Consider the following 20,495-nt stretch of genomic DNA (forward strand, 5'->3'; position numbering starts at 1 on the left):
CCGGTATGGCACTCGAAACTGTTCTTCTTGCAGTTGGACCAAACGACGCCGACCGAATCGACGAACTCGCCGACGCCGTGCTCGATATCGCGAGCCCGGCCGGCGCGACAGTCATCGTCGCACACGTATTCACCGACGACCAGTACGACGGCGTCGTCGACAGGCTCGAATTCGAATCGACCGGCGAAGCCGACCCCGACGAGGTCGCCGACCGCCACACAACCGTCCGGGAACTCGTCTCGCGGTTCGACGACGCCGGGCTGTCGACACAGGTGCGCGGTGCCGTGGGCAACCACGGCGAGCAGATCGTCAGCCTCGCCGAGGCCACGCAGTCGGACCTCGTCGTCGTCGGCGGCCGCAAGCGCTCGCCGACCGGGAAGGCCGTCTTCGGTTCCACCGCACAGGAAGTCATGCTGAACGCGCCGTGTCCGGTCACGTTCGTCCGCGGCGAGGACTAAGACCGCAGAAACTGAGTTTTTTCAGTTACTCCACCAGCGCGGCTTCGAGCAGTTCGAGCGGATGCCGGATCTCGTAGCCGCTGCCGTGTTCCATCTGCATCGCGCAGGTCGGACACTCGGTCATACCGGTTTCGCCCTCGGCGTGGTCCATGTGCTCGAACATCTCCTCGCCGATCTCCATGGACTTCTCGTACTTCTCTTCCTTCCAGCCGTAGGTCCCCGAGATGCCGGAACAGGAGTCGCCCACGTCCTCGACTTCGACGCCGTCGAGATCGCGGAATAGTTCGACGGCCTGGCGGTCTAGTCCTTGATTGCGCGAGTGACACGGCGCGTGGTAGGCGAACTCCTCGGCGAGGTCGCCGTCAACGTCGGCCGCCTGCACCTCGCCCTTGAGGTCTTCGTGAATGCGGAGGTACTCGACGGCCTCGAAGGTGTTCTCGGCGACCTTGTCGATGCCGTCGATGTCGAACAGTTCGGGGTACTCCTGTCGGAGCGCCATCGAACACGAGGTACAGGAGGCAATGGCGTGGTATCCCTCGTCGACGAGTTCGGACATCGACGAGACGTTCGTCTCGGCGTGGCGGCGGGCGTCGTCGAGCATCCCGTTTGCGAACATCGGCGTCCCCGAACACTTCTGCTCGGGTGCGACGACCTCGTAGCCGAACTCCTCGAACACCCGGACCGTCGCCTTGCCGACTTCCGGCGTGTTGTAGTTGGAGTAGCAGCCGTGGAAGTACGCCACTTTCTTCTCGGCGTCCTCGGGGAGGCCGCGGCGCTTGCGGGCGGCTCTCGCGTTCTCCCGTGACTGGACCTGGCCGCCGCGGTCGGCCCACCAGTCGCGGAAGGTCTGTTTTGCGAAGGCAGGGAAGTCACGCTCGCTGGTGATACCCATCGTCTTTTCCATGACCCAGCGGGCCGGCCCGAAGTTCATGGCGAAGTTCGCGAGTCGCGGCACTTTGCTCGCGAAGAACGCGGAGGTGCGGTAGTTCGCGAGGATGCGGTTGCGGATGTACTCGACGGAGAGCTTGTCCATCTGCTCGCTGACGTACTCCCCGCGGGCGGTGTTGTGCATCTGGCTGAGCGGAACGCCCGACGGGCAGGCGTTGTCACAGCGCATGCAGTTCGAGCAGTCCATCACCGAGTCGTCGATCTCGTGATCGTCGTCGGACTGCTTGAGCCGCCACTGCTCGGGGCCCTGGAACTTCGGGCCGGGGAAGTCGTCGTCGACCTCCGCGACGGGGCAGTTCGTGTCGCAAGTCGAGCATTTGTAACAGGAGTCCGCGCCGGGTCGGAGGTCGAAGTCGTCGCTGTCGGGGAAGACATCGACGGGTTCGAACTCCTCGCCTGTGTTCGGTGCAACCGGGTCAAAGTCTGGTGGGGTTTCAGCGTCGCTCATCGTGCCTCCTGTGCGGCGCGCTGGCCCGCCGCGTAGCCTGTCGCAATCGAGACGCCGCTGCCGGACTTCTCGGCGGCGAAATCGTAGCCGCCAAGCACTGAGCCGGCGGCGCGTAAGTTCTCGAACTCTCGGTCGTCGCTCGCATCGAGGGGCCGCAGGTCGTCGTCGGTCGCCACGCCGTAGCGGGCGAACTCGTGGTCGCCGAACAGTTCACCCTCGAACCAGTCATAGCGGTCCGCGGCGTGGGGGATGTGGCAGTCGAACACCGGTTCGTACACGCCCTCGCGGTCGGATTCGACGCCCTTGCCGACGAAGCCGCCGGTCGCGAGGACGTACTGGTCGGCGCTGTTGGGTATCTTCGCGCCGTTCTTCTCGATGAACACTTTCTCGATACGGTCATCGCCCTCGAAATCGACGACCGGATTACCGGTTTCGATGCTTGCGCCGGCCTCGTCCAGCGCCGAGAACAGCGCGTCCTCCAGTCGGAGGCCGGGTAGCGACGGCGGCCCCATCGGGACCTCGAACACGTCGACGCCGAGGTGGTCGCCCAGTGCATCACGGATCGCACCGGGGTTGTCGTCGCCGAGAATCGCCGGGAAGCCGACCCGCTCTTCGTCCTCCAGCAACGGGTTCACGCGCTGGGCAAGCGCCTCGCGGGCTGGGACCATTCGCCCGCGGACAGCGACCTCGCTGTTAGTATCGAGCAGTTTTGCGTACCGCGTGACCTTCGCGTCCGCGCGCAGGTCGCCCGGGAACCGGATGGTCTCGCCGCGGACATCGAATGGCACGCCCGTTGCGTCGAGATGGGCGGCGACGTGCGGGGCGTCGAAGTCGACCATTTCCTCGATGCCGACTAGCAGCGTGTCCCGGGTATCGCTGGCGAGGCCGGCGCTGGCCCCGGCCGGGTAGCGGGCGGTCGGTTTGATACTCCCGCCGTGGGTCGGGAGCAGCGCGTTCGTGTCCGTGTGTTCGCCCTCGTAAGTCGGGACAGCGTCGTCAAACAGCGACAGTGCGTCCCTGACTGTCTGGACGCCGACTTTCCGGTACGGATGCTCCGCCGGCAGGGTCGGAATCGCCTCGTACGGGTCAGTCAGCGGGCCGTCGCCGTCCGGTGTGTATCCGAGTACGTCGACAAGGCCCGACGCCTGCCGGAGCGTGCTCTGCTTGTAAGAGACCAATCGCACGTCGGCTCCCTCACGAGCGGCCGCCAGCGCGCTGGTCAGCCCGCCGAGGCCGCCGCCGATGACGAGTACCTCCGACTCAATAGCCATTTGTCCCTCCGTCGGCGGCTACGTCCGCGCTGTCGACGCTGCCGCCTGTCTGTCCGCGGCCCGAATCGAACGCCGAGAAATCGACCGGGTCGCCGTCAGCCGGGTCCTGGTCGCGGTTCTGCGTGGTGGCGTGCAGTGCGTAGTTCAGTGCCGCCTGGGAGAGCTGTTCGCCCCAGAGGGCGTGTCGCTGGCCCTTCCAGCGCTCCTGTAGCAGTTCGTCCCAGGCTTCGCGGACGACCGGCTCGTCGTACTCCGAGTGGAGTTCGCTCGCCATCCGGTGCGAGCAGAAGCCACCCTGACAGTTCCCCATCGACGCGCGGGTACGGATACGGACGGCGTTGAGGTCCGAGCCGGACCCCTCGATGGCGTCCTGAATCTCGGCCCGGGTGACGCCCTCGCACTCACAGACCGTCGGGTTCGGCCCATCGGTCTTGAGCACCTCGTCGGCCCGGGAGCCGAGCCGTTCGACGCTCCGGCGACCGATTGGCGAGCGGAGCCCGAACTCGTCCATGTAGTCCCGCAGCACCGAGAAGTCCTCGCTGCCGGGCAGGGGCACGTCGGCGGTCCGGCAGTCGGCGTCGATGCCGAACTTCCCACAGACGTGGTCGGCGATCTGCTCGCCCATCATCCGGTAGGTAGTGAACTTCCCGCCGACGATGCTGGTCATGCCGGGCAGGTCGTCGCGCTCGTCGTGATCGAGCAGGAAGAAGTCACGCGTGATGTCCGTCGGGTCGTCGCTGCCGACGTCCGGCGGTTCGTACAGCGGGCGAACGCCCCAGAACGAGCGGATGGTTCGCGCCTCGTCGAGCATCGGAATCAGCTCCGAGAGGGTGTCGATCATCATGTCGACTTCCCACTGCTCCTCGGGGTAGTCCTCGGGGTCCTCGACTTCCTCGTCGGTCGTGCCCAGAATCGCAGTGGTCTCGTGGGGCACGACGATATCGGCGTCGCCCTTGGGCCGACAGCGGTTGATGACGGTGTCGACCTGGCGGATGTTCATGATGGTCATGACGCCCTTGGAGGGGCGGACTTCGATATCGAGTCCGGCCATGTCGCCGATGCGACCGGCCCATGCTCCCGTCGCGTTCACGACGTAATCGGCGCGGATCTGTTCGGTTCCGCCCTCCGTGCCGTGGACGCGTTTTCCGGGGCCGGAGTCGTGTTCGACCTCGATGCCGACAACCTCGCCGCTCTCGACGAGGAGGTCGGTCACTTTGGAGTGTGTCTCGATGCGTGCGCCGTGTTCCTGTGCGCTCGCGGCGTTCGCGACGACTAGCCGGAACGGGTCGATGGCCCCGTCGGGAACGCTGATTGCCTTGTCGATGTCTTTCGCCAGGTGGGGTTCCATCGCCCGAGCCTCCTCGCCGGAGACGACTTCCGCGGGAATCCCGCACTCCTCACAGCCGCTCAGTTTCTTCTGGAAGTACTCTTCGGAGTCCTCCGGCCGCTTGACGAAGAGGCCGCCAGTCATTTCGACGCAGTGACTGGCGATGTCTCGGAGGACGCGGTTCTCCTCGATACACTCGGTCGCACTGGCCTGGTCCGAAACGGCGTATCGCCCGCCGCTGTGGAGCAGCCCGTGCATCCGACCCGTGGTCCCGTGGGTCAGGTTTCCCTGTTCTACCAGGGTCACGTCGAGCCCGCGCATCGCGAGGTCCCGCGCGATGCCCGCCCCAGTCGAGCCGCCACCGATGACGGCGATGTGTGGTGTCGGTCCCATCTATCTTTCCGTGGGTTTGGAGCGCATACACTTCACTTTACCGTTGCTGGTGCTTGGGCAGTAAATTTTCTATGTAATCATGAGGAATCCCGGTGACACCCACTGTTAATCGGAAACGCACACCACATTATTTTTTACTGATTGGTCAAGGCAGTGGTTGAACATATTCTCTCAAATTCGAGAGATAACTCCACATTTTCAATTACTGACGTACTACAGACGACGTTGCAGGATAGAAACCGCGCTCACGGATTAATTATCACTCCTACCGTTTCGACAGTAACTATTATATATTTTGATAGTGGACTATTCCCGAGAACGTGTTGGCCGTTCGGCCAACGGGAGCGACAATGAGTAAATGGAACCCACTTGATTCAGAAGACGAGCCGCCCGACGGGGAACGCACCGACGGCGGCGTCACAGAGGGGCGGGACGGAAACGAGTCGGAGACTGAACCGCCGTCAGCAGAAGCCCTCCAGAAGGACACAGAGACCGGAAACGGTCCTGAACAGGCGGAGCTGGAAGCACGATGTGAGCAACTGGCGGCGGAACTCGAACAAGAGCGGGCGGAACGTGAAGCGCTCGAAACCGCTGTCGACCGTCTCACTTCTGTTGCCAGGGCGAACGCCGACGGCGACCTCACTGCGAAACCGGGGCAGCCACCAGCTGAGGCAGCTGAGCCGCTGTACGACGCATACAGTGAACTGCTCCGGGAATGGACCGACACCGTCGACCGGATGGCGTCGTTCAGCGAGCAGGTGACCGCCGCAACGGAACAGGTCGACACCCGTCTCGGGTCGGTCAAGTCCGCCAGCCGGGACGTGAGTGGCGCTGTCGGAGAGATTTCGACCGGGTCGGACGAGCAACGCGACGAGATACAGTCGATCTCCGACGAGATGCGGAACCTCTCGGCGACGATCGAGGAGATAGCGAGCGCCGCAAACGAGGTCGCGGACACGTCAGGCGAAGCCAGCGTTCGAGGCGAATCCGCACTGGAGTCGGCGTCCTCGGCGATGACGACGCTCGACCGGTTGACCGACAACGCCGAAGCGACCGTCGACAAGGTCGAGCAACTGAACGACCTGCTGTCGGACATCGAGGAGATTGTGGGTTTCATCACGGACGTCGCGGACCAGACCAACATGCTGGCGCTGAACGCCAACATCGAAGCGGCCCGAGCAGGCGAATCCGGCGACGGGTTCGCCGTCGTCGCAGAGGAGGTCAAATCGCTCGCGACCGAGACGAAGGAGGCGACCGACGAGATCGCAGCCTCCATTCAGGAGGTCCACGAACAGGCCGACACGACGGTTTCGGAGATGTACGATACGCGGGAGAGTGTCGAAGACACCCGCTCGTCAGTCGCCAGCGCGCTCGATGAACTGGATTCTGTCGTCTCGATGGTCGAGGAGGTCGATTCGAGCGTCCAGGAGATCGACGATGCGACGGATACGCAGGCCGACTCCACGCAAGAAGTCGTGTCGATGGTCGACGACGTCGAGGACATCAGCGCCCGGACGGCCGAAGAGGCGGCTATCGCCGCCGACGCCGCAGCGGACCAGACGACGGAACTCGCAGAGGTCTCGACGCGGGTGTCGACGCTCACCGAGCGGGCCGAATCACTGGACGCGTCGCTGGATTCCTTCGAACTTGCGACCGGTTCGGCGGCGGCGAACACGGACGGAACCGTCGTCGAGTTCTGGCACGCGATGGGCGGCGAGAAAGCGCTACTGCTTGAAGAACTCGTCCGCGAGTTCGAATCACAGACCGAGGGTATCAGTCTCACACTGCGGTCGAAAGGGAGCTACCGCGGGACCCTCGATGCAACGCTGAACGCCGCCGAAAACGGCGACCCGCCCGCGATCGCACAGATCTTCGAGATCGGCACTACGCGTGCGCGCGACAGTGGACACTTTACGCCAGTCGAGGAACTCCTCCCCGCAACCCACATCGACTCGCTGCTCGACCCGGTGACGAACTACTACCGCTTCGACGGGACGCTCCACTCGCTCCCGTTCAACGCGTCGAACCCGGTGATGGCGTACAACCGCGACGCGTTCAGGGAGGCGGGGCTCGATCCCGATTCACCGCCGGAAACCCTCGCTGACGTACGAAGCGCGGCCGAGCAGCTCGTCGACGGGAGAGGCGTGGATACAGGTATCACGTTCGCGAACTACTCGTGGTTCGTCGAACAGTGGTTTGCCGAGGCTGACCAGCTCCTCGTGGACCAGAACAACGGGCGGTCCGGGTCGCCAACGGAGAGCCATCTCGACGGGAAGTTCGCCCACGACTTATTCGAGTGGTGGAAAGGCCTCGAAGCGGACGGACTGTACCACGACCCCGGCATCGAAGCCAGAGGAGCCGCTCGGACCCACTTCGCCGAGGGGAACGCTGCGATGCTGATCGGCTCGACATCGTCGCTGAACAGCATCGAAAGCAGCGCTGACTTCGACGTCGGAACCGGCCGGTTCCCCGTCCTCGACGACCGGACCGGCGTACTCGTCGGCGGTGCGTCCCTCTGGGTCGGTGATGCGGTTTCCGAGGCCGTGCACGACGCGGTCGGCGAGTTCCTCACATGGCTCACCGAACCGGCCCAGCAGCGTCGGTGGCATCAGGAAACCGGGTACTTCCCAGTGCACGCCGATGCGATTCCACAGCTCCGGTCGGCGGACTGGTTCGAACAGAACCCACACTACAGAACGGCGTTCGACCAGCTCGTCGACACACGCGACACCACGGCGACACGGGGCGCACAGATCGGTCCGTTCGATACGGTGCGAACGATCATCGAAGACGCGGTCGACAGTATGGACGGGCCCGACTCGATCCCGTCCGCGCTCGACCGACTCGACACACAGGTCACGAAACAGCTTGAGCGGTACGAATCTGACCGGTAGCGCCGCCCCGTCCTTTCTTTACTAGCCAAACATCACCATTAGTAATCTTTATAATGGTTCACTATGTTGTTTACTGTCAAGGTGGTAGCTTTCATAAATAAGCTACCTCCACCACGGAGAACACAACAATGGCAGACACATACGTTGGCGCGATCGACCAGGGAACGACTGGCACTCGCTTCATGGTATTCGACCATAGCGGCCAGGTCGTTGCGAACGCCTACGAGAAGCACGAACAGATCTATCCGGAGCCCGGCTGGGTCGAGCACGACCCCGTCGAAATCTGGGAAAACACGCAGGAAGTCGTGACCAAGGGGCTTGCGGATGCAGGTGTCGGTGCCGAACAGCTGGAGGCACTCGGCATCACGAACCAGCGTGAGACGACGATCGTCTGGGACAAAGAGACCGGCAAGCCGGTTCACAACGCGCTGGTCTGGCAGGACCGCCGAACCACCGACCGCGTCGAGGAGATCCAAGAGGAAGACAAGGTCGAGTGGATCCGGGGGAAGACCGGGCTGGAATGTGACGCCTACTTCTCGGCAACCAAGACCGAGTGGATCCTCGACAACGCGGAGCCACTCAAGATGCAGAGCTCGCGCGGCGCTGACCTCCGCGAGCGGGCCGAAGACGGTGAACTCCTGATGGGGACCATCGACGCGTGGCTCATCTACAAGCTCACCGGCAACCACATCACGGACGTCTCGAACGCATCGCGGACGATGCTGTACAACATCCACGACATGGAGTGGGACGACGAACTCCTCGAAGAGTTCGGCGTCCCGGAGTCCATGGTTCCGGAAGTCCGCCCGTCCTCCGACGAGAGCCTGTACGGTCACACCGACGCGGACGGTTTCCTCGAAGAGGAAGTCCCCGTTGCGGGCGCGCTGGGTGACCAGCAGGCCGCGCTGTTCGGCCAGACCTGCTTCGACAAGGGTGATGCGAAGAACACCTACGGTACCGGCGCGTTCTATCTGATGAACACCGGTTCCGAAGCAGTCGCCTCCGATAACGGCCTGCTGACGACGATTGGCTTCCAGATGTCCGGTGAACCCGTCCAGTACGCGCTGGAGGGCTCCATCTTCATCGCCGGCGCGGCAATCGAATGGCTCGAAGACGTCGACCTCATCAACAACGCCGCCCAGACAGCGGAACTGGCCCGCTCGGTCGAATCGACCGACGGTGTCTACATGGTGCCGGCCTTCACGGGTCTCGGCGCTCCGCACTGGGACGGCCGCGCCCGCGGGACGATTGTCGGTATGACTCGCGGAACGCGAAAGGAGCACATCGTGCGTGCGACCCTGGAATCCATCGCATACCAGACCCGCGACCTCGCGGAGGCGATGGAGGAAGACTCCGGTGTCGAGATGACGACGCTGCGAGTCGACGGCGGTGCAGTCAAGAACAACTTCCTCTGTCAGCTCCAGTCGGACATCATCCAGACGGATATCGCCCGCCCGCAGGTCGACGAGACCACCGCACTGGGGTCGGCCTATGCGGCCGGTCTCGCCGTCGGGTACTGGGACACCGTCGACGAGCTCCGCGACAACTGGCAGGTCGACAAGGAGTTCTCGCCGGAGATGGACGCCGAGAAGGCAGACAAGATGTACGATCGCTGGGACGACGCCGTCGACCGTTCCCGCGACTGGGCACAGGAGGAATAACAGATGGCAATCGCATTCGGACTCACGGCAGTCGATATGCTCGTCCTCGCCATCGCGGCGTTCGCGGGCGGCGCGTTCGGGGCATCTATCGGTGCACTCCCGGCGTTCTGTTTCACCGGCTTCATGGTGCTTATCGGAGAAGCCGGCAACGTCGTCTCAGAGTCGTTCGTCGGCGGTTCTCCTGACGTCATCGCGGGTGGCGCCGGTGGGTACGGAGCCGGCATCGTCGGCCCGCTGGCCTTCGGTCCCGTGTTCGGGCCACACGTCGCCTTCGCTGGTGGTGTGGCAGCAGCCGCTTACGCTGCGAAGTACGACGGAATGTACGAGCCGGACGACGGTGACTACCACCCGGCGAAGGACATCGCCTACGCCCTCGGTACCCGACCGGACGTCCTCGCCGTCGGTGGTGTGTTCGGCATCCTGGGGATGGCAATCCGGCAGACGTCCGGCGGACTCGGGATTCCAATCGACCCGCCTGCAGCAGGCGTTATCCTGACGGCTGTTATCGCCCGTCTGGTCTTCGGCTACCCGGTTATCGGCCGTGCCCGCGGAAGTGGCCTGCTCGATATGTCGCCGTTCGAGAGCGGAAAGATGCGGTCGAGCAACAGTGAAGAAGTCGCAACGGATGGCGGAGCCATGGCTGCCGAGCGACCGGCTGTCGAGCCGTGGCTGCCACACCAGTACAAGTGGACACACGTCGCAATGCTCGGGCTCATCACCGGCATCCTCGGTGCGTACATCTTCGCGAAGACTGGAAGTCTCTTCCTCCCGTTCGGTATCTCAGCAGCGAGTCTGCTGTTCCTGAACCTCGGCGTGGAGAAATTCCCGGTCACACACCACATGACGCTCCCAGCAACGTTCGTCGCTAGTATGGCGATGACGGATGGAGCGAGCGTCCTAGTCGCGCTCGGACTGGGCGCATTCTTCGGTATCCTGGGTGCGCTGTTCGGTGAGGTCTACCAGCGCATCTTCTACGCGCACTCGGATACGCACTTTGACCCGCCAGCCGCCTCGATCATCACGACGACCCTCATCCTGGGCATTCTGGCACTGGCTGGAGTGTTCACGACGTCCGCAGCGATCCCCCTGCCGTAAGAACTCATACGGCTTTTTATTTACAGGTCCAATCGAATATACACACGATCTAATTTCCAAGCATGGACATCGAAGCGAGAATCAAGCGTCGACAACGCCGGAACGGTGAGCCACGGCTCATTCAGGATTACGAGTCGATCTCACCGGTCGTCCACATAGAGGAGCCGGCTGACCGCGGTCCGGTGCTCGAGCGCCTACTCGACCACCTCGATCCGGTGTTCGATGGGCAGCTTCCGCCGAACGCGTACGTGTACGGCCCCCGTGGTTCAGGGAAGTCCGCAGTTATCACGGCGCTGTTCGCCAATTTAGAACAGCTCCCGACGGAACAACAGGCGATTATCCACACGACGACCCGTGCACAGCCACCGACCTCGCCGTCGTTCGTCTACGTGAACGCCCGAGAGACCGCAAGCGAGTTCGCGTTCTACCATGCAGTGCTGGACTCGCTCGTGGACGAATCGGTGCCGGAACACGGGATCGGGACGGAGACGCTCAAATCCCGACTCCACGAACTGGTACGAGAGCAACGTACGGGCATCGTCATTGCAGTCGACCACATCAGCGAACCGGAGAGCATCCAGGCCCCGGCCCTCGTTGACCTGTTTGCTGGCTTACCGAGCAACGTCAGCTGGCTCGCTATCGGTCGCGACGACCCGTCGACAACGGAACTGACGCGGTACACCGCCGAGTCGATCAGTATCGACCGCTATCAGCGGCAGATGCTCGTCGACGTGTTGATGACCAGAACCTCGAACGGGCTGGCTCAGCAGGGACTCGATCACGGTCTGGCGAGGCATATCGCCGATTGGGCGGACGGAAACGCCCACGATGCCCTTGCCGCACTGTTTATCGCTGCGGAGTTGGCCGAGGAACGGGGCCAGGACCGCATCACACAGGCCAACGTCGACGCGGCCATCGCGGAGGTGCCCGACCCCTGCATTTCGTTGGGCGTCGTCCTCTCCCTGCCGACGAACCGACAGGCCGTTCTCAGGGAACTCATCGACCTGGAGGAGAGCGAACGCTCCTCGGTAACGGCAACGACGGAGGCGATTGCGTCGGCACAATCAGTCGATCTCTCGGCCGGGACGGTCAAACGGTTCCTCTACGAAATGGCCGAATCCGGTGTCGTCGACCGTGTCGAGGCGACGACCACCAACGGACAGGGCCGCCCGCCGAGCCGTGTCGAACCGCGGTTCCCCCCGACGGCCTTCCGGCGGCTGTACGACCTGCAACAGTAGGCCGACGTTTCGCGGTCAGGTCGACGCTTTTCAAACGCGCTGTGACGGGTCACCTGTGCCGCCAGTCAGCGCGGACGCCAGTGCGCCACGGACTACGACGTCGTCACCGAACTGCGTCAACTGGATATCCGGAATGTTCGACATCACCATGTCGTCGAGCCGGTCTCGGATCGGGTCTAGCACCTGCTCGGGGTTGTTGAGCGCAACGGCCCCACCGACGTAGACGACGAGGGGCGCGTACGCGTGGACGATGTTCGCGACGCCGATCGCGTTCCAGTGACAGATCTGGTCGAGGACGTGGGACGCGAACTCGTCTTCGCCGGCATATTCGAAGATATCCGCCGCGGAAAACTCCTCAGTCTCGATCGGGAGCGCCGTCTCGACGGGGTCCTCCCGGTGCAGTTGTGTGGCGTACCGCGGGATGTTCTCGCCCGAACAGTACGCTTCCCAGTGGCCGTCGTGCCCACAGCCACAGGTCATGAACCCATGTGGGTCGATCGTCAAGTGGCCGACTTCTCCAGCGTTGCCGTCCCAGCCTGAGAGGATATTCCCGTCGACAGCGACCCCGGCACCGACCCCGGAGGAGATTGTGAGATACACCATGTCATCGGGGCTCCGGTCCGAGTAGAACCGCTCACCGATGACGCCGGCGTTGGCGTCGTTGTGCAGCGACACCCGCTCGCTGCCGATGAGATTTTCCACCGGCCCGGTCAGCGGAATCCGGTCGATGGTGTCGGGGAGGTTCGCGGGGTTTTCGACGACCCCTTCGGCCAGATCCATCGGACCGAAGGACCCGATACCGGCGGCAACCACGTCTGTGGGGGCGATATCGGCGGCGTCACAGGCCTGTCGGATCGCGTCGAGGACCGCCTCCGTGACCGCGATACCTGCCGGTCCACGCGGTGTCTCAGTTTTGTGTGACGAGAGTATCGAACCCGTCTCGTCACCGATAACAGCCCGAATATGTGTCGCTCCGAGGTCGACCCCTGCGTAAGCGCCCATGCTGGTCGAAGGGTTGCCCCACCGATACTTAACTACACAGATTCTACCGCGGTCAGTAGTCTCGCTCCCTGCCCGAGATGTCCTCTCGGCCAACGGCCTCCTCGTAGACGACGCCGCGCTCGGAGTCTAGCGTGACGGTCGATCCGTCGGAGACAGCATCGGGCAAGTCCGCGTTCGAGATCATCGGAATCGAAAGCTCGCGGGCGACGATGGCCGCGTAGCTCGTGACGCCCTCGTGGGCGTCGATGATGCCCCCGATGCGGCTGGTGTCGCCGACGAACTCGCCGTCGAACCCTTCGGGCACTGCCAGAATAGCCCCGTCGGGGACGTTCGAGAGGTCGCCCGGCGACTCCCGGGGCGGCGCTGTCGAAATCCGGTGGACGGGGCCGGTCACCAGGCCGTCGACGATGGACCGACCGCTAGCGACTGTTTCGGCCGCGACGTGGACTTTCAGCATGTTCGCCGTGTTCATCCCCTCCAGTTCAGTCATCATCCCGGAGAGAACGACGACCGTGTCACCGCTGTCCGCGGCTTCGGTGTCGAGAGCCGCCTGCACTGCCGTCTGGATGACGGCATCAGCGCCTTCGGTGGTGTACTCGGTCGTTACGGGTGTGATACCCCACGAGAGCGCGAGCTTCCGGCGGACGCGCTCGCTCGGCGTCGACGCGACGATGGGGATCGAGGGCCGGTACTTGGCCGATTTCAAAGCGGTGTAGCCGGACTCGGACGCGGCGACAATCGCCGACGCCCCGATGTCGCGAGCGAGGAACCGACCGGAGCGCGCGAGCGCGTCTGTCCGGGTGTCACCGGCGTTTGGCACGCGCTGTTCCCGGGACTCGGCGTACTCCTCGCTGCTCTCGACATCGCGGATAATCCGGTCCATCGTCTCGACGACGCGAGCCGGGTGGTCACCGATCGCCGTCTCGCCCGAGAGCATCACTGCATCGGTGCCGTCAAGCACTGCGTTTGCTACGTCTGAGGCCTCCGCGCGGGTCGGCCGCCGGGAGTGGACCATCGAGTCGAGCATCTCGGTGGCCGTGATGACCGGGACGCCGGCCTCGTGACACCGGCGGATGATGCGCTTTTGAATGATCGGCACGTCTTCGAGCGGGCACTCGACGCCGAGGTCACCGCGGGCAACCATCACGCCGTAGGCCTCGTCGATGATCGAGTCGAGGTTCTCGACGGCCCCAGCCCGTTCGATCTTGGCGATGATCGGGATGTCGACGCCGCGCTCTTCGAGCGCCTGGCTGATCTCGTAGATGTCCTCGCCGTCACGGACGAACGACGCGGCCACGAAATCCGGCTCCTTCTCGGCGGCCACGTCGAGTTCTCGCTCGTCGTTTGCCGTAATCGTCGGCAGGTCGAGTTCGACGCCGGGAACGTTGACACCCTTGCGGGCGGCCAGTTCACCGCCGTTCTCGACGGTCGCAAACACCGTGTCGTCCTCGACACGTTCGACAGTCGTCTCGATGCGTCCGTCGTCAAGCAACACCCGGTCGCCCGGCTCGACCGCCGTGATCGACTGCGAGAGGCCGACCTCCTCGGGCGTCGCGTCGTCGCCGACGACGTAGCGGATGGTGGACCCCTCCGTGAGCTGAATCGGCTCGTCGATCTCCGCGGTCCGGACTTCCGGCCCAGGCATATCGAGCATGGCCGCGACCGGTTCCTCGACCGCCTCGTCTACCTCGCGGATGCGATCGATCATTTCACGGCGGTGTTCCGGCGAACCGTGGCTCGCGTTCAGTCTGGCAACAGACATCCCGGCCTTTGCAAGTGACGCGATGTCGTCGACCGAGTCCGACGCAGGGCCGAGGGTACAGACAATCTTTGCGCTACGCATTGTGACCTCCGTCTCTGGGGAGCCACAGTTTACAGCGTTCATAGTTAATCATACCCTGCCGTTCCCCGCGAAGGGATAAGAACCTTGCTGGACGGCGTAGCTACCGGGAAATCGCTTCCGTGTCGCCACTGAGAATCGAACGGATCTCGTCGGGTGACACGACGGCAATGTCACCCGGAATCGTCCGTTTGAGTGCGGCTGTCGCAGCACCCCAGGCGAGCCCGTCCGCGACGCTGCCACCGGAGAGATACTGCGAGAGGAAGCCGCCGACGAAGGAGTCGCCGGTCCCGACCGGATGGGCGTCGGTCGACTCGAACGTCGGTTGCTCCGTTACAGCCCCGTCGGCAAGCGCGAGCGCCCCGTCGCTGCCACGGGTGATTACTGTTGCTTCGAACCCGTACTCGGCGGCGAGGTCCCGGGCAATCGTTTCCGCATCACCGGTCCGGTCCAACACGACGTTCGCGTCGCGTTCGGCGACGACGAGTACGTCGACAGACGGGAATAGCCCGGTCAGGACCGAGCGGGCTTCCGCCGGCGTCCAGAGCTTCGAGCGGTAGTTCAGATCGAGGCTCGTGGTCGTGCCCGCGTCCTGTGCGAGCGAGAGGAGGTCAGCAGTGGTCGATTCGAGCGTCTCTGAGAGCGCCGGTGTGATACCCGAGGTGTGGAATCCCGCGGCGTCCGCGATGGTCTCCGTCGGAAGCTCCCCCGGTGTGGCGGTCGTGACACTGGCGCTCTGGCGATCGTAGATAACATCGTTGCCCCGCGGTGGACTACCCTGCTCCAGATAGTAGGTTCCCTGTCGGGCGCTGTCTGAGTCGTCCCAGGCGACATCGACCGATACGCCATGGTGTTTGAGTTCTCCCGTGACTCGGCGACCAACCGGTGAGTCGGGGAGCTTTGAGGCCCACAATGCATCGAGCCCAAGCCGTTGAGCAGCGACCGCGACGTTTGACTCCGCACCAGCCGCCCTGACGGTGTACTGGTCTGCAGTCTCCAGTCGCTCGTCGTCAGGTGGCGACAACCGCAACATCGTCTCACCGAACGTAACTAACTCCGTCATATCCGACGTTGCTCACTGGCTGGGTATAAATCCCGGAGAACCCGTCGTCTAACGGACCTGTTAATTACACCTTACTGGGGTGGAGGGCATTAGCTCGTATTTTTCGTCATGGGTTATGGACAGTATAAGTTTTCTCCAAAAGTTTATGTGCTATACTAATTTAGACACGCCAGTATGGATTCAGGGAGAGATGGTGGTGGGCCGTCCGTCTTTAGGCGGAACCTACTCCGTTCGATTGGTGCGGCCGGACTGGCCGGACTTGCAGGCTGTGGTGGCAGCGAGGGAGTGACAGATGGGGACGGGACGCCGACCCCAACGCCAGTTGGAAACTTTCCGGTGTCCGGGGATTCGGTGACGTTCGGTTTCAACGTCGCTTCCTCGGGGGCATACTCAACGGCCGGCAAGCAGGAGCTCCGAGGTTTCAAACTCGCGGTCAAGCACATTAACAACGGTGGTGGGTGGGTAACGAGCGAGCAGTACGAGTCACCGCTAGACGGTGACGGACTTCTCGATAAGGATGTCGAATTCGCTGTCGAAGACACGGGTGGTAATTCGGAGACCGCCCGGAGCAACGCACAGCGGCTTGTTGATAGCGAGGAGGTGATTATGCTTGCTGGCGGAACGTCCAGCAATTCCGGCCTGGCCAATCAGGAGGTCGCCGCACAGAACCAGGTCGTGTACATGGCGACGATGGCCAACGCGAACTCGCTGACGGGTATCGACTGCAACCGGTACTCCTTCCGCGAGATGTACAACAACCACATGGCGGCCAAAGCGCTGGCTCCGGCCCTCAGTAACGAGTTCGGAGACGACGTCAATTACGTCAAGATCTCCCAGGACAATGAGTGGGGACAGACGCTCCGGGATGAGATGGATACAGCCCTCGGGAATCTCGGCTGGGCACCTGTTTGGGACACAACTGCACAGGTCGGGACGACCGACTACTCTCAGTACGCAGAAGACATCAAGTCGGTCGATTTCGACGTGATAGTGCTCGGACTGGGGGGCCTCGACGCAGTAAACGCACTCAGAGCGTTCCGGGAGGAGTTCCCGGAGTCGAATATCGTCCTTCCGATAGCCTCGAAAGATATTGCCCGGACCGCAGGCGATGCGATAGAGGGTGTTATCGGGACGGTCGCCTGGAGCCCGGCAATCAACTCGCCGCTGTCTGATACCTTCCGAGAATCGTTCCGTGAGGAGTACGGCAGTTCGACGGGGACCTCGAAATCGGCGTCCCCATCAGGAGCAGCCCACATCGCATACACGCAAACGCTACAATACGCCAGTGCAGCCGAGCGGGTGGGAACGTTCAATCCGATCGATGTCATCGGAGCGCTCGAAGGACACGAGTACGACGCCGGTCTCGGACCGCAGACGCTCCGAGCCTGTGACCACCAAGCGATGCGCCAGGTGCCAGTCGTGAAAGGAAAGCCAGAGGTTCAGCAGTCCTACGGCACCTACTACGGCCTGATTGGGGAACCAGCGGATGTACAGTACGCATGCGACAGCGGTCCAGCGGCTAACTGCTCGCTTGGAGGGAACTAGCTATGAGTTCAGGAGACACACAGATACCAGACAGTTCAGAAAACGATTCGAACGCCTCCGGTGGGATTCTTGCAACAGTCGTCCCGGATTTCATCCGGCGAAACTTCGCACTCAAATTCGGTATCGTCCTCTTCGTTATGGCGCTGTCGGTTGGGCTCATCGGCCTTGCCGCGACAGAGCAAGTCAAGGACTACACGGAACAACAGGTTCTGAGCGACTACGAAAACGCCGCCGCACAGGAAGCTGACATCCTGTCACAGTGGGTTGACCGGAATAGGTTGTCAACACAGTTTGTCTCCTCTGACGACGTTTGGGCCAGTAGTGAGACAGACGATATCAATATCGAACTCAACAATCGGAAAGCCGCCTTGTCCGCAGATGCTGCCGACATCCATCTGGTCGAACGGAATGCCGGCCAATCCCAGGTTGTCGCCAGCACATCTAACTCACAGGTGCTAACTAACTCGGCGCTCGAATCGACGAGCAGGGCCTGGCTTACCGGTGCGAACTTCGAAACGGCAAGCGATGTCGCCGTCTCCGACGTGTACCAGACGAACTCCGGCCCGGTCGTCGGCTTCGCCAGTCCTGTCGATGCCTCACAGAACCGGTATATCCTCATCGAGTACTCGCTCGACGAAATCGCGAACTCGCTTCAGGGGAACAACAGGGCCGAAGGCGGATTCACGCAGGTCGTCAACGGGTCGGCGGTCGTCATGATCGACGAACCCAGAGACGGGAGCCGCGGCCTCGGCGAAAACATGCTGCAGTCGTATAGCTCGAACAGCCCTGCCACGGAACCGATCGACGCGGCAGATGACCTCCGCTCGTCGGAGCAACAGTCCGGCGTCACCGCTGACATGCCGGCGACTGACGTACTCAACGAGCGCTACACTGTCGGCTATGCACCGATTCAGGGCACTGACTGGGTCGTTCTCGTACACGCACCCAACTCCGCGGTCTTTGGCTTCGTCCAGAACGTCCAGCAGTACGGACTTATCGGCACGGCACTGATGGTGTTGCTCATCGCGGGTGTCGGTGCGATACTCGGGTACAACACGGCAACGTCCATCGACCGCCTGACCCGAAAGACGGACCAGATGCGACAGGGGAACCTCGACGTCGAGATCGCCACCAGTCGTATCGACAATATCGGCCGCCTGTACAGCGGGTTCGCTGATATGCGCGACGCGCTCAAACAACAGATCAACGAGGCCGAGCGTGCACAGAAAGAGGCAGAGGTTTCCCGCGCGGAAGCCCTTGAAGTCAACAAATACCTCCAGAAGAAGGCCGAAGAATTCTCCGACGTGATGGAGGAGACGGCCGCTGGAAACCTCACCGAGCGGATGGCAACCGACGGCGAGAACGAGTCGATGGACCGGATCGCCAGCGAGTTCAACGGCATGGTCGACGAACTCGAAAAGACGATCGGTCAGCTCAACAGCTTCGCCGACGAAGTCGCGGAATCCGGAGACGTCGTTCTGTCGAGTGCGGAGTCCGTCCGTGACGCGTCCGAGCAGGTGGCCGAATCGACACAGAAAATCTCCGACGACGCCTACGACCAGAAGGACCGCCTCGCGACCATCTCAGAGGACCTCGATACCCTCGTGGACACGCTCGAAGAACTGGAAGCGGACAATCCGGACATCGACCTTGGTGACTCGCTCGAGCGGTTCCGGACGGTGGCGACGACGCTACAGTCGGCAGCCGAGACAAGTGACCAGATGATGGCCGAAACCCAGACCGTGGCCGGCGCAGCCGAAGAGCAGGCCGCAGAGCTCAACGAAGTGTCTTCGCGTGCCGAACAGCTCAAACGCTACGCGAAGCCACTCGGTGACATCCTGAACCGCTTCGAGACCGAAGCCGAGCACGAGTTCGTCTTCTCGGGCGGTCCGTCACAGAGTCTGGGCGAAGAGGAAGAAGAGTAATCCGGTTCACCGAAACCGATTTTCGCGCTGGCGACGTACTTCTTTCAATGAGCGACGACGCAGGAGAAATCTCGCAGGCGGAACTCGCCGAGTACTGTCGAACCCAGGCTGCGATTCTTGCTGGCCATCTGGACCAGCGCAGTGCGGAGCTCTCCGATTTGCTCGAAGAAATCGAACAGGACACCGCCGACGCTCGTGCGACATTGTCTGAAAGTTCAGGCCGACCGGAACCCGATGCGGAAGCCGCTGTCGAAAACATCGAGGCCAAGCAGAAGCGAGCGCAGGCGAAACAGGACGAAATCGACGAATACCGGACGCTCGCAGAGGGCTATACGGATCTCGCCGAGCAACTCACTGAGGGGTCCGGTGATCTTGAAACCGTTCTTGAATTCGAAATCGATACCGATGCCCCGACATATTTCGACGCCGAGACAACGATTCTGGGAGTGGCGACTGGAGAAGACAAGTAGTAGTCTATTTTACAGGACGCTCTGCACCACAGACAGGCTGCTCTACAGCGCCGGGGCTGGTGGCAACTGCGGTTCGGCAACGACCCAGCGCTGGTACAACATTCGACATCACTGAGGTGGGGCAACAACTACCCCCACCGCGTTCACCGTGCTAAACCGTTTTAGCGCCAGCGGTCAATCAGTCGACACTGCTGACTCCATCTTAGCGGATTTAGCTGTCGCAGCCTCGGGGCTTCCTTGTCCGAGTTCCACAGCAGCCAGTACAAGAAAGCCACCGATGAATATCGTGTTTTTCAGAATGTACGCCGCGAACGCGTCAAACAGCCACGGAACTGTCCCTAGTAGAAACGGTTCCTGGAAGTACGCGGATCGGGCAATCACGAGCGTCGCGAGGGTGACAAACTGGTGGCCAAGGAACAGGAAAAATATGGCCCGAATTTTCTGGAGGAGGAACAACAGCCCGATCGTCAGCTCATACACTCCAATGAACACCATCACTGCGGTCAGAGAGATCCCTAGTTCCGGAAGACCAAGGATAGTGACCACCGCATGGACCTCACCACGGACTGGTGTCGATAGCCCGCTAAACAGTGCCTGGACCTTCAGAAACCCATAATATGAAAAAACGAAGGCATACGTGAGGAATGCTATGCGTGTCCCGTACGGCACTAGTATGCCCTCGACGACGCGGTCAATCACTTCATTGTACTTCTGTACCATGAACCGAAGTGGTGACAGTCCACCACCGGTTTGACTTTGTACCTCACCCATACTCCGTTTCCCATCCAAGTCCCCACTATATATAATCTTATGCTGACATTTGGGCGCAAAGTGCCACAGAACGAACCAAATTCATCAGTAGCTTCTGAAATGCGGTGGCCGAGAGATAAAGAGAGTTCCCGCTATTCAGAAGTGTA

The 20,495-nt window shown here is 62.2% G+C and carries 15 protein-coding genes; 8 read left to right on the plus strand and 7 right to left on the minus strand.

Features of this window, described 5'->3' with window-relative positions; all coding sequences use genetic code 11:
- Nucleotides 1–5 precede the first annotated feature (5 nt).
- Nucleotides 6–458, plus strand: a complete 453-nt coding sequence (locus tag Har1131_RS11420) for a universal stress protein (RefSeq protein WP_008309612.1) — start codon at nucleotides 6–8, stop codon at nucleotides 456–458.
- A gap of 25 nt (nucleotides 459–483) precedes the next feature.
- Here the strand turns inward: Har1131_RS11420 and Har1131_RS11425 are convergent, their stop codons facing one another.
- From Har1131_RS11425 to glpA, 3 genes are read right to left on the minus strand one after another with little or no spacing between them, the layout of a single operon-like run.
- Entirely contained in the window at nucleotides 484–1,854 is a 1,371-nt protein-coding gene (locus tag Har1131_RS11425; RefSeq protein ID WP_151146483.1) for an anaerobic glycerol-3-phosphate dehydrogenase subunit C, read from the minus strand.
- The gene (glpB, locus tag Har1131_RS11430) at nucleotides 1,851–3,125 is read right to left on the minus strand and encodes a glycerol-3-phosphate dehydrogenase subunit GlpB (RefSeq protein WP_050007398.1); all 1,275 of its coding nucleotides are present in this window, start codon (nucleotides 3,123–3,125) and stop codon (nucleotides 1,851–1,853) included. Before glpB ends, Har1131_RS11425 begins: the two co-directional genes overlap by 4 nt.
- Nucleotides 3,115–4,845: an anaerobic glycerol-3-phosphate dehydrogenase subunit GlpA gene (gene glpA, locus Har1131_RS11435; protein WP_151146486.1), complete on the minus strand. Its 1,731-nt coding sequence runs from the start codon at nucleotides 4,843–4,845 to the stop codon at nucleotides 3,115–3,117. The genes glpB and glpA overlap by 11 nt, the downstream gene beginning before the upstream one ends.
- Nucleotides 4,846–5,195: 350 nt before the next feature.
- Between glpA and Har1131_RS11440 the strand changes: the two genes are divergently transcribed.
- The 4 genes from Har1131_RS11440 to Har1131_RS11455 all read left to right on the plus strand — a co-directional run bounded on the left by Har1131_RS11440 (nucleotide 5,196) and on the right by Har1131_RS11455 (nucleotide 11,733).
- A complete protein-coding gene (locus Har1131_RS11440) occupies nucleotides 5,196–7,739 on the plus strand; it encodes an extracellular solute-binding protein (protein WP_151146489.1) in 2,544 nt (847 codons plus the stop codon).
- 128 nt (nucleotides 7,740–7,867) lie between these two features.
- Nucleotides 7,868–9,400 carry a glycerol kinase GlpK gene (glpK, locus tag Har1131_RS11445; RefSeq protein ID WP_023843226.1) on the plus strand — a complete coding sequence of 511 codons (1,533 nt, stop codon included), beginning with the start codon at nucleotides 7,868–7,870 and terminating at the stop codon, nucleotides 9,398–9,400.
- A gap of 3 nt (nucleotides 9,401–9,403) precedes the next feature.
- The gene (locus tag Har1131_RS11450; protein WP_014040132.1) at nucleotides 9,404–10,495 is read left to right on the plus strand and encodes a hypothetical protein; all 1,092 of its coding nucleotides are present in this window, start codon (nucleotides 9,404–9,406) and stop codon (nucleotides 10,493–10,495) included.
- Between the two features lie 62 nt (nucleotides 10,496–10,557).
- On the plus strand, nucleotides 10,558–11,733 hold the full coding sequence (locus Har1131_RS11455) for a Cdc6/Cdc18 family protein (RefSeq protein ID WP_014040131.1): 1,176 nt from the start codon (nucleotides 10,558–10,560) through the stop codon (nucleotides 11,731–11,733).
- Between the two features lie 30 nt (nucleotides 11,734–11,763).
- On the opposite strand, the gene Har1131_RS11460 is transcribed toward Har1131_RS11455, so the two are convergent.
- From Har1131_RS11460 to kdgK1, 3 genes are all read right to left on the minus strand, one after another.
- Nucleotides 11,764–12,735 carry an ROK family protein gene (locus tag Har1131_RS11460; RefSeq protein ID WP_014040130.1) on the minus strand — a complete coding sequence of 324 codons (972 nt, stop codon included), beginning with the start codon at nucleotides 12,733–12,735 and terminating at the stop codon, nucleotides 11,764–11,766.
- 52 nt (nucleotides 12,736–12,787) lie between these two features.
- Nucleotides 12,788–14,578: a pyruvate kinase gene (pyk, locus tag Har1131_RS11465; protein ID WP_014040129.1), complete on the minus strand. Its 1,791-nt coding sequence runs from the start codon at nucleotides 14,576–14,578 to the stop codon at nucleotides 12,788–12,790.
- A gap of 100 nt (nucleotides 14,579–14,678) precedes the next feature.
- Complete coding sequence (gene kdgK1, locus Har1131_RS11470) at nucleotides 14,679–15,638, minus strand: bifunctional 2-dehydro-3-deoxygluconokinase/2-dehydro-3-deoxygalactonokinase (RefSeq protein ID WP_014040128.1); 960 nt, start codon at nucleotides 15,636–15,638, stop codon at nucleotides 14,679–14,681.
- Between the two features lie 336 nt (nucleotides 15,639–15,974).
- Here kdgK1 and Har1131_RS11475 point away from each other — a divergent pair, with 336 nt between their 5' ends.
- Genes Har1131_RS11475 through Har1131_RS11485 form a run of 3 tightly spaced genes read left to right on the plus strand, consistent with a single transcriptional unit; the run spans nucleotide 15,975 to nucleotide 19,578 of the window.
- Complete coding sequence (locus tag Har1131_RS11475; protein ID WP_064287930.1) at nucleotides 15,975–17,183, plus strand: ABC transporter substrate-binding protein; 1,209 nt, start codon at nucleotides 15,975–15,977, stop codon at nucleotides 17,181–17,183.
- Between the two features lie 2 nt (nucleotides 17,184–17,185).
- A complete protein-coding gene (locus tag Har1131_RS11480) occupies nucleotides 17,186–19,108 on the plus strand; it encodes a HAMP domain-containing protein (protein WP_129755055.1) in 1,923 nt (640 codons plus the stop codon).
- Nucleotides 19,109–19,155: 47 nt separating this feature from the next.
- Nucleotides 19,156–19,578: a hypothetical protein gene (locus Har1131_RS11485; protein ID WP_050037879.1), complete on the plus strand. Its 423-nt coding sequence runs from the start codon at nucleotides 19,156–19,158 to the stop codon at nucleotides 19,576–19,578.
- A 174-nt stretch (nucleotides 19,579–19,752) separates the two neighbouring features.
- Here Har1131_RS11485 and Har1131_RS11490 read toward each other — a convergent pair whose 3' ends face one another.
- Complete coding sequence (locus Har1131_RS11490) at nucleotides 19,753–20,349, minus strand: hypothetical protein (protein ID WP_023843222.1); 597 nt, start codon at nucleotides 20,347–20,349, stop codon at nucleotides 19,753–19,755.
- Nucleotides 20,350–20,495 lie beyond the last annotated feature (146 nt).

Source organism: Haloarcula sp. CBA1131 (assembly GCF_008728975.1).
In the GTDB taxonomy this organism is placed as follows: domain Archaea; phylum Halobacteriota; class Halobacteria; order Halobacteriales; family Haloarculaceae; genus Haloarcula; species Haloarcula hispanica.

What these genes read in the sequence shown, in the direction of transcription:
- Har1131_RS11420 (WP_008309612.1), top strand. Translation starts at nt 6, where the DNA reads ATGGCACTCGAAACTGTTCTTCTTGCAGTTGGACCAAACGACGCCGAC.
- Har1131_RS11425 (WP_151146483.1), bottom strand. Translation starts at nt 1,854, where the DNA reads ATGAGCGACGCTGAAACCCCACCAGACTTTGACCCGGTTGCACCGAAC.
- glpB (WP_050007398.1), bottom strand. Translation starts at nt 3,125, where the DNA reads ATGGCTATTGAGTCGGAGGTACTCGTCATCGGCGGCGGCCTCGGCGGG.
- glpA (WP_151146486.1), bottom strand. Translation starts at nt 4,845, where the DNA reads ATGGGACCGACACCACACATCGCCGTCATCGGTGGCGGCTCGACTGGG.
- Har1131_RS11440 (WP_151146489.1), top strand. Translation starts at nt 5,196, where the DNA reads ATGAGTAAATGGAACCCACTTGATTCAGAAGACGAGCCGCCCGACGGG.
- glpK (WP_023843226.1), top strand. Translation starts at nt 7,868, where the DNA reads ATGGCAGACACATACGTTGGCGCGATCGACCAGGGAACGACTGGCACT.
- Har1131_RS11450 (WP_014040132.1), top strand. Translation starts at nt 9,404, where the DNA reads ATGGCAATCGCATTCGGACTCACGGCAGTCGATATGCTCGTCCTCGCC.
- Har1131_RS11455 (WP_014040131.1), top strand. Translation starts at nt 10,558, where the DNA reads ATGGACATCGAAGCGAGAATCAAGCGTCGACAACGCCGGAACGGTGAG.
- Har1131_RS11460 (WP_014040130.1), bottom strand. Translation starts at nt 12,735, where the DNA reads ATGGGCGCTTACGCAGGGGTCGACCTCGGAGCGACACATATTCGGGCT.
- pyk (WP_014040129.1), bottom strand. Translation starts at nt 14,578, where the DNA reads ATGCGTAGCGCAAAGATTGTCTGTACCCTCGGCCCTGCGTCGGACTCG.
- kdgK1 (WP_014040128.1), bottom strand. Translation starts at nt 15,638, where the DNA reads ATGACGGAGTTAGTTACGTTCGGTGAGACGATGTTGCGGTTGTCGCCA.
- Har1131_RS11480 (WP_129755055.1), top strand. Translation starts at nt 17,186, where the DNA reads ATGAGTTCAGGAGACACACAGATACCAGACAGTTCAGAAAACGATTCG.
- Har1131_RS11485 (WP_050037879.1), top strand. Translation starts at nt 19,156, where the DNA reads ATGAGCGACGACGCAGGAGAAATCTCGCAGGCGGAACTCGCCGAGTAC.
- Har1131_RS11490 (WP_023843222.1), bottom strand. Translation starts at nt 20,349, where the DNA reads ATGGGTGAGGTACAAAGTCAAACCGGTGGTGGACTGTCACCACTTCGG.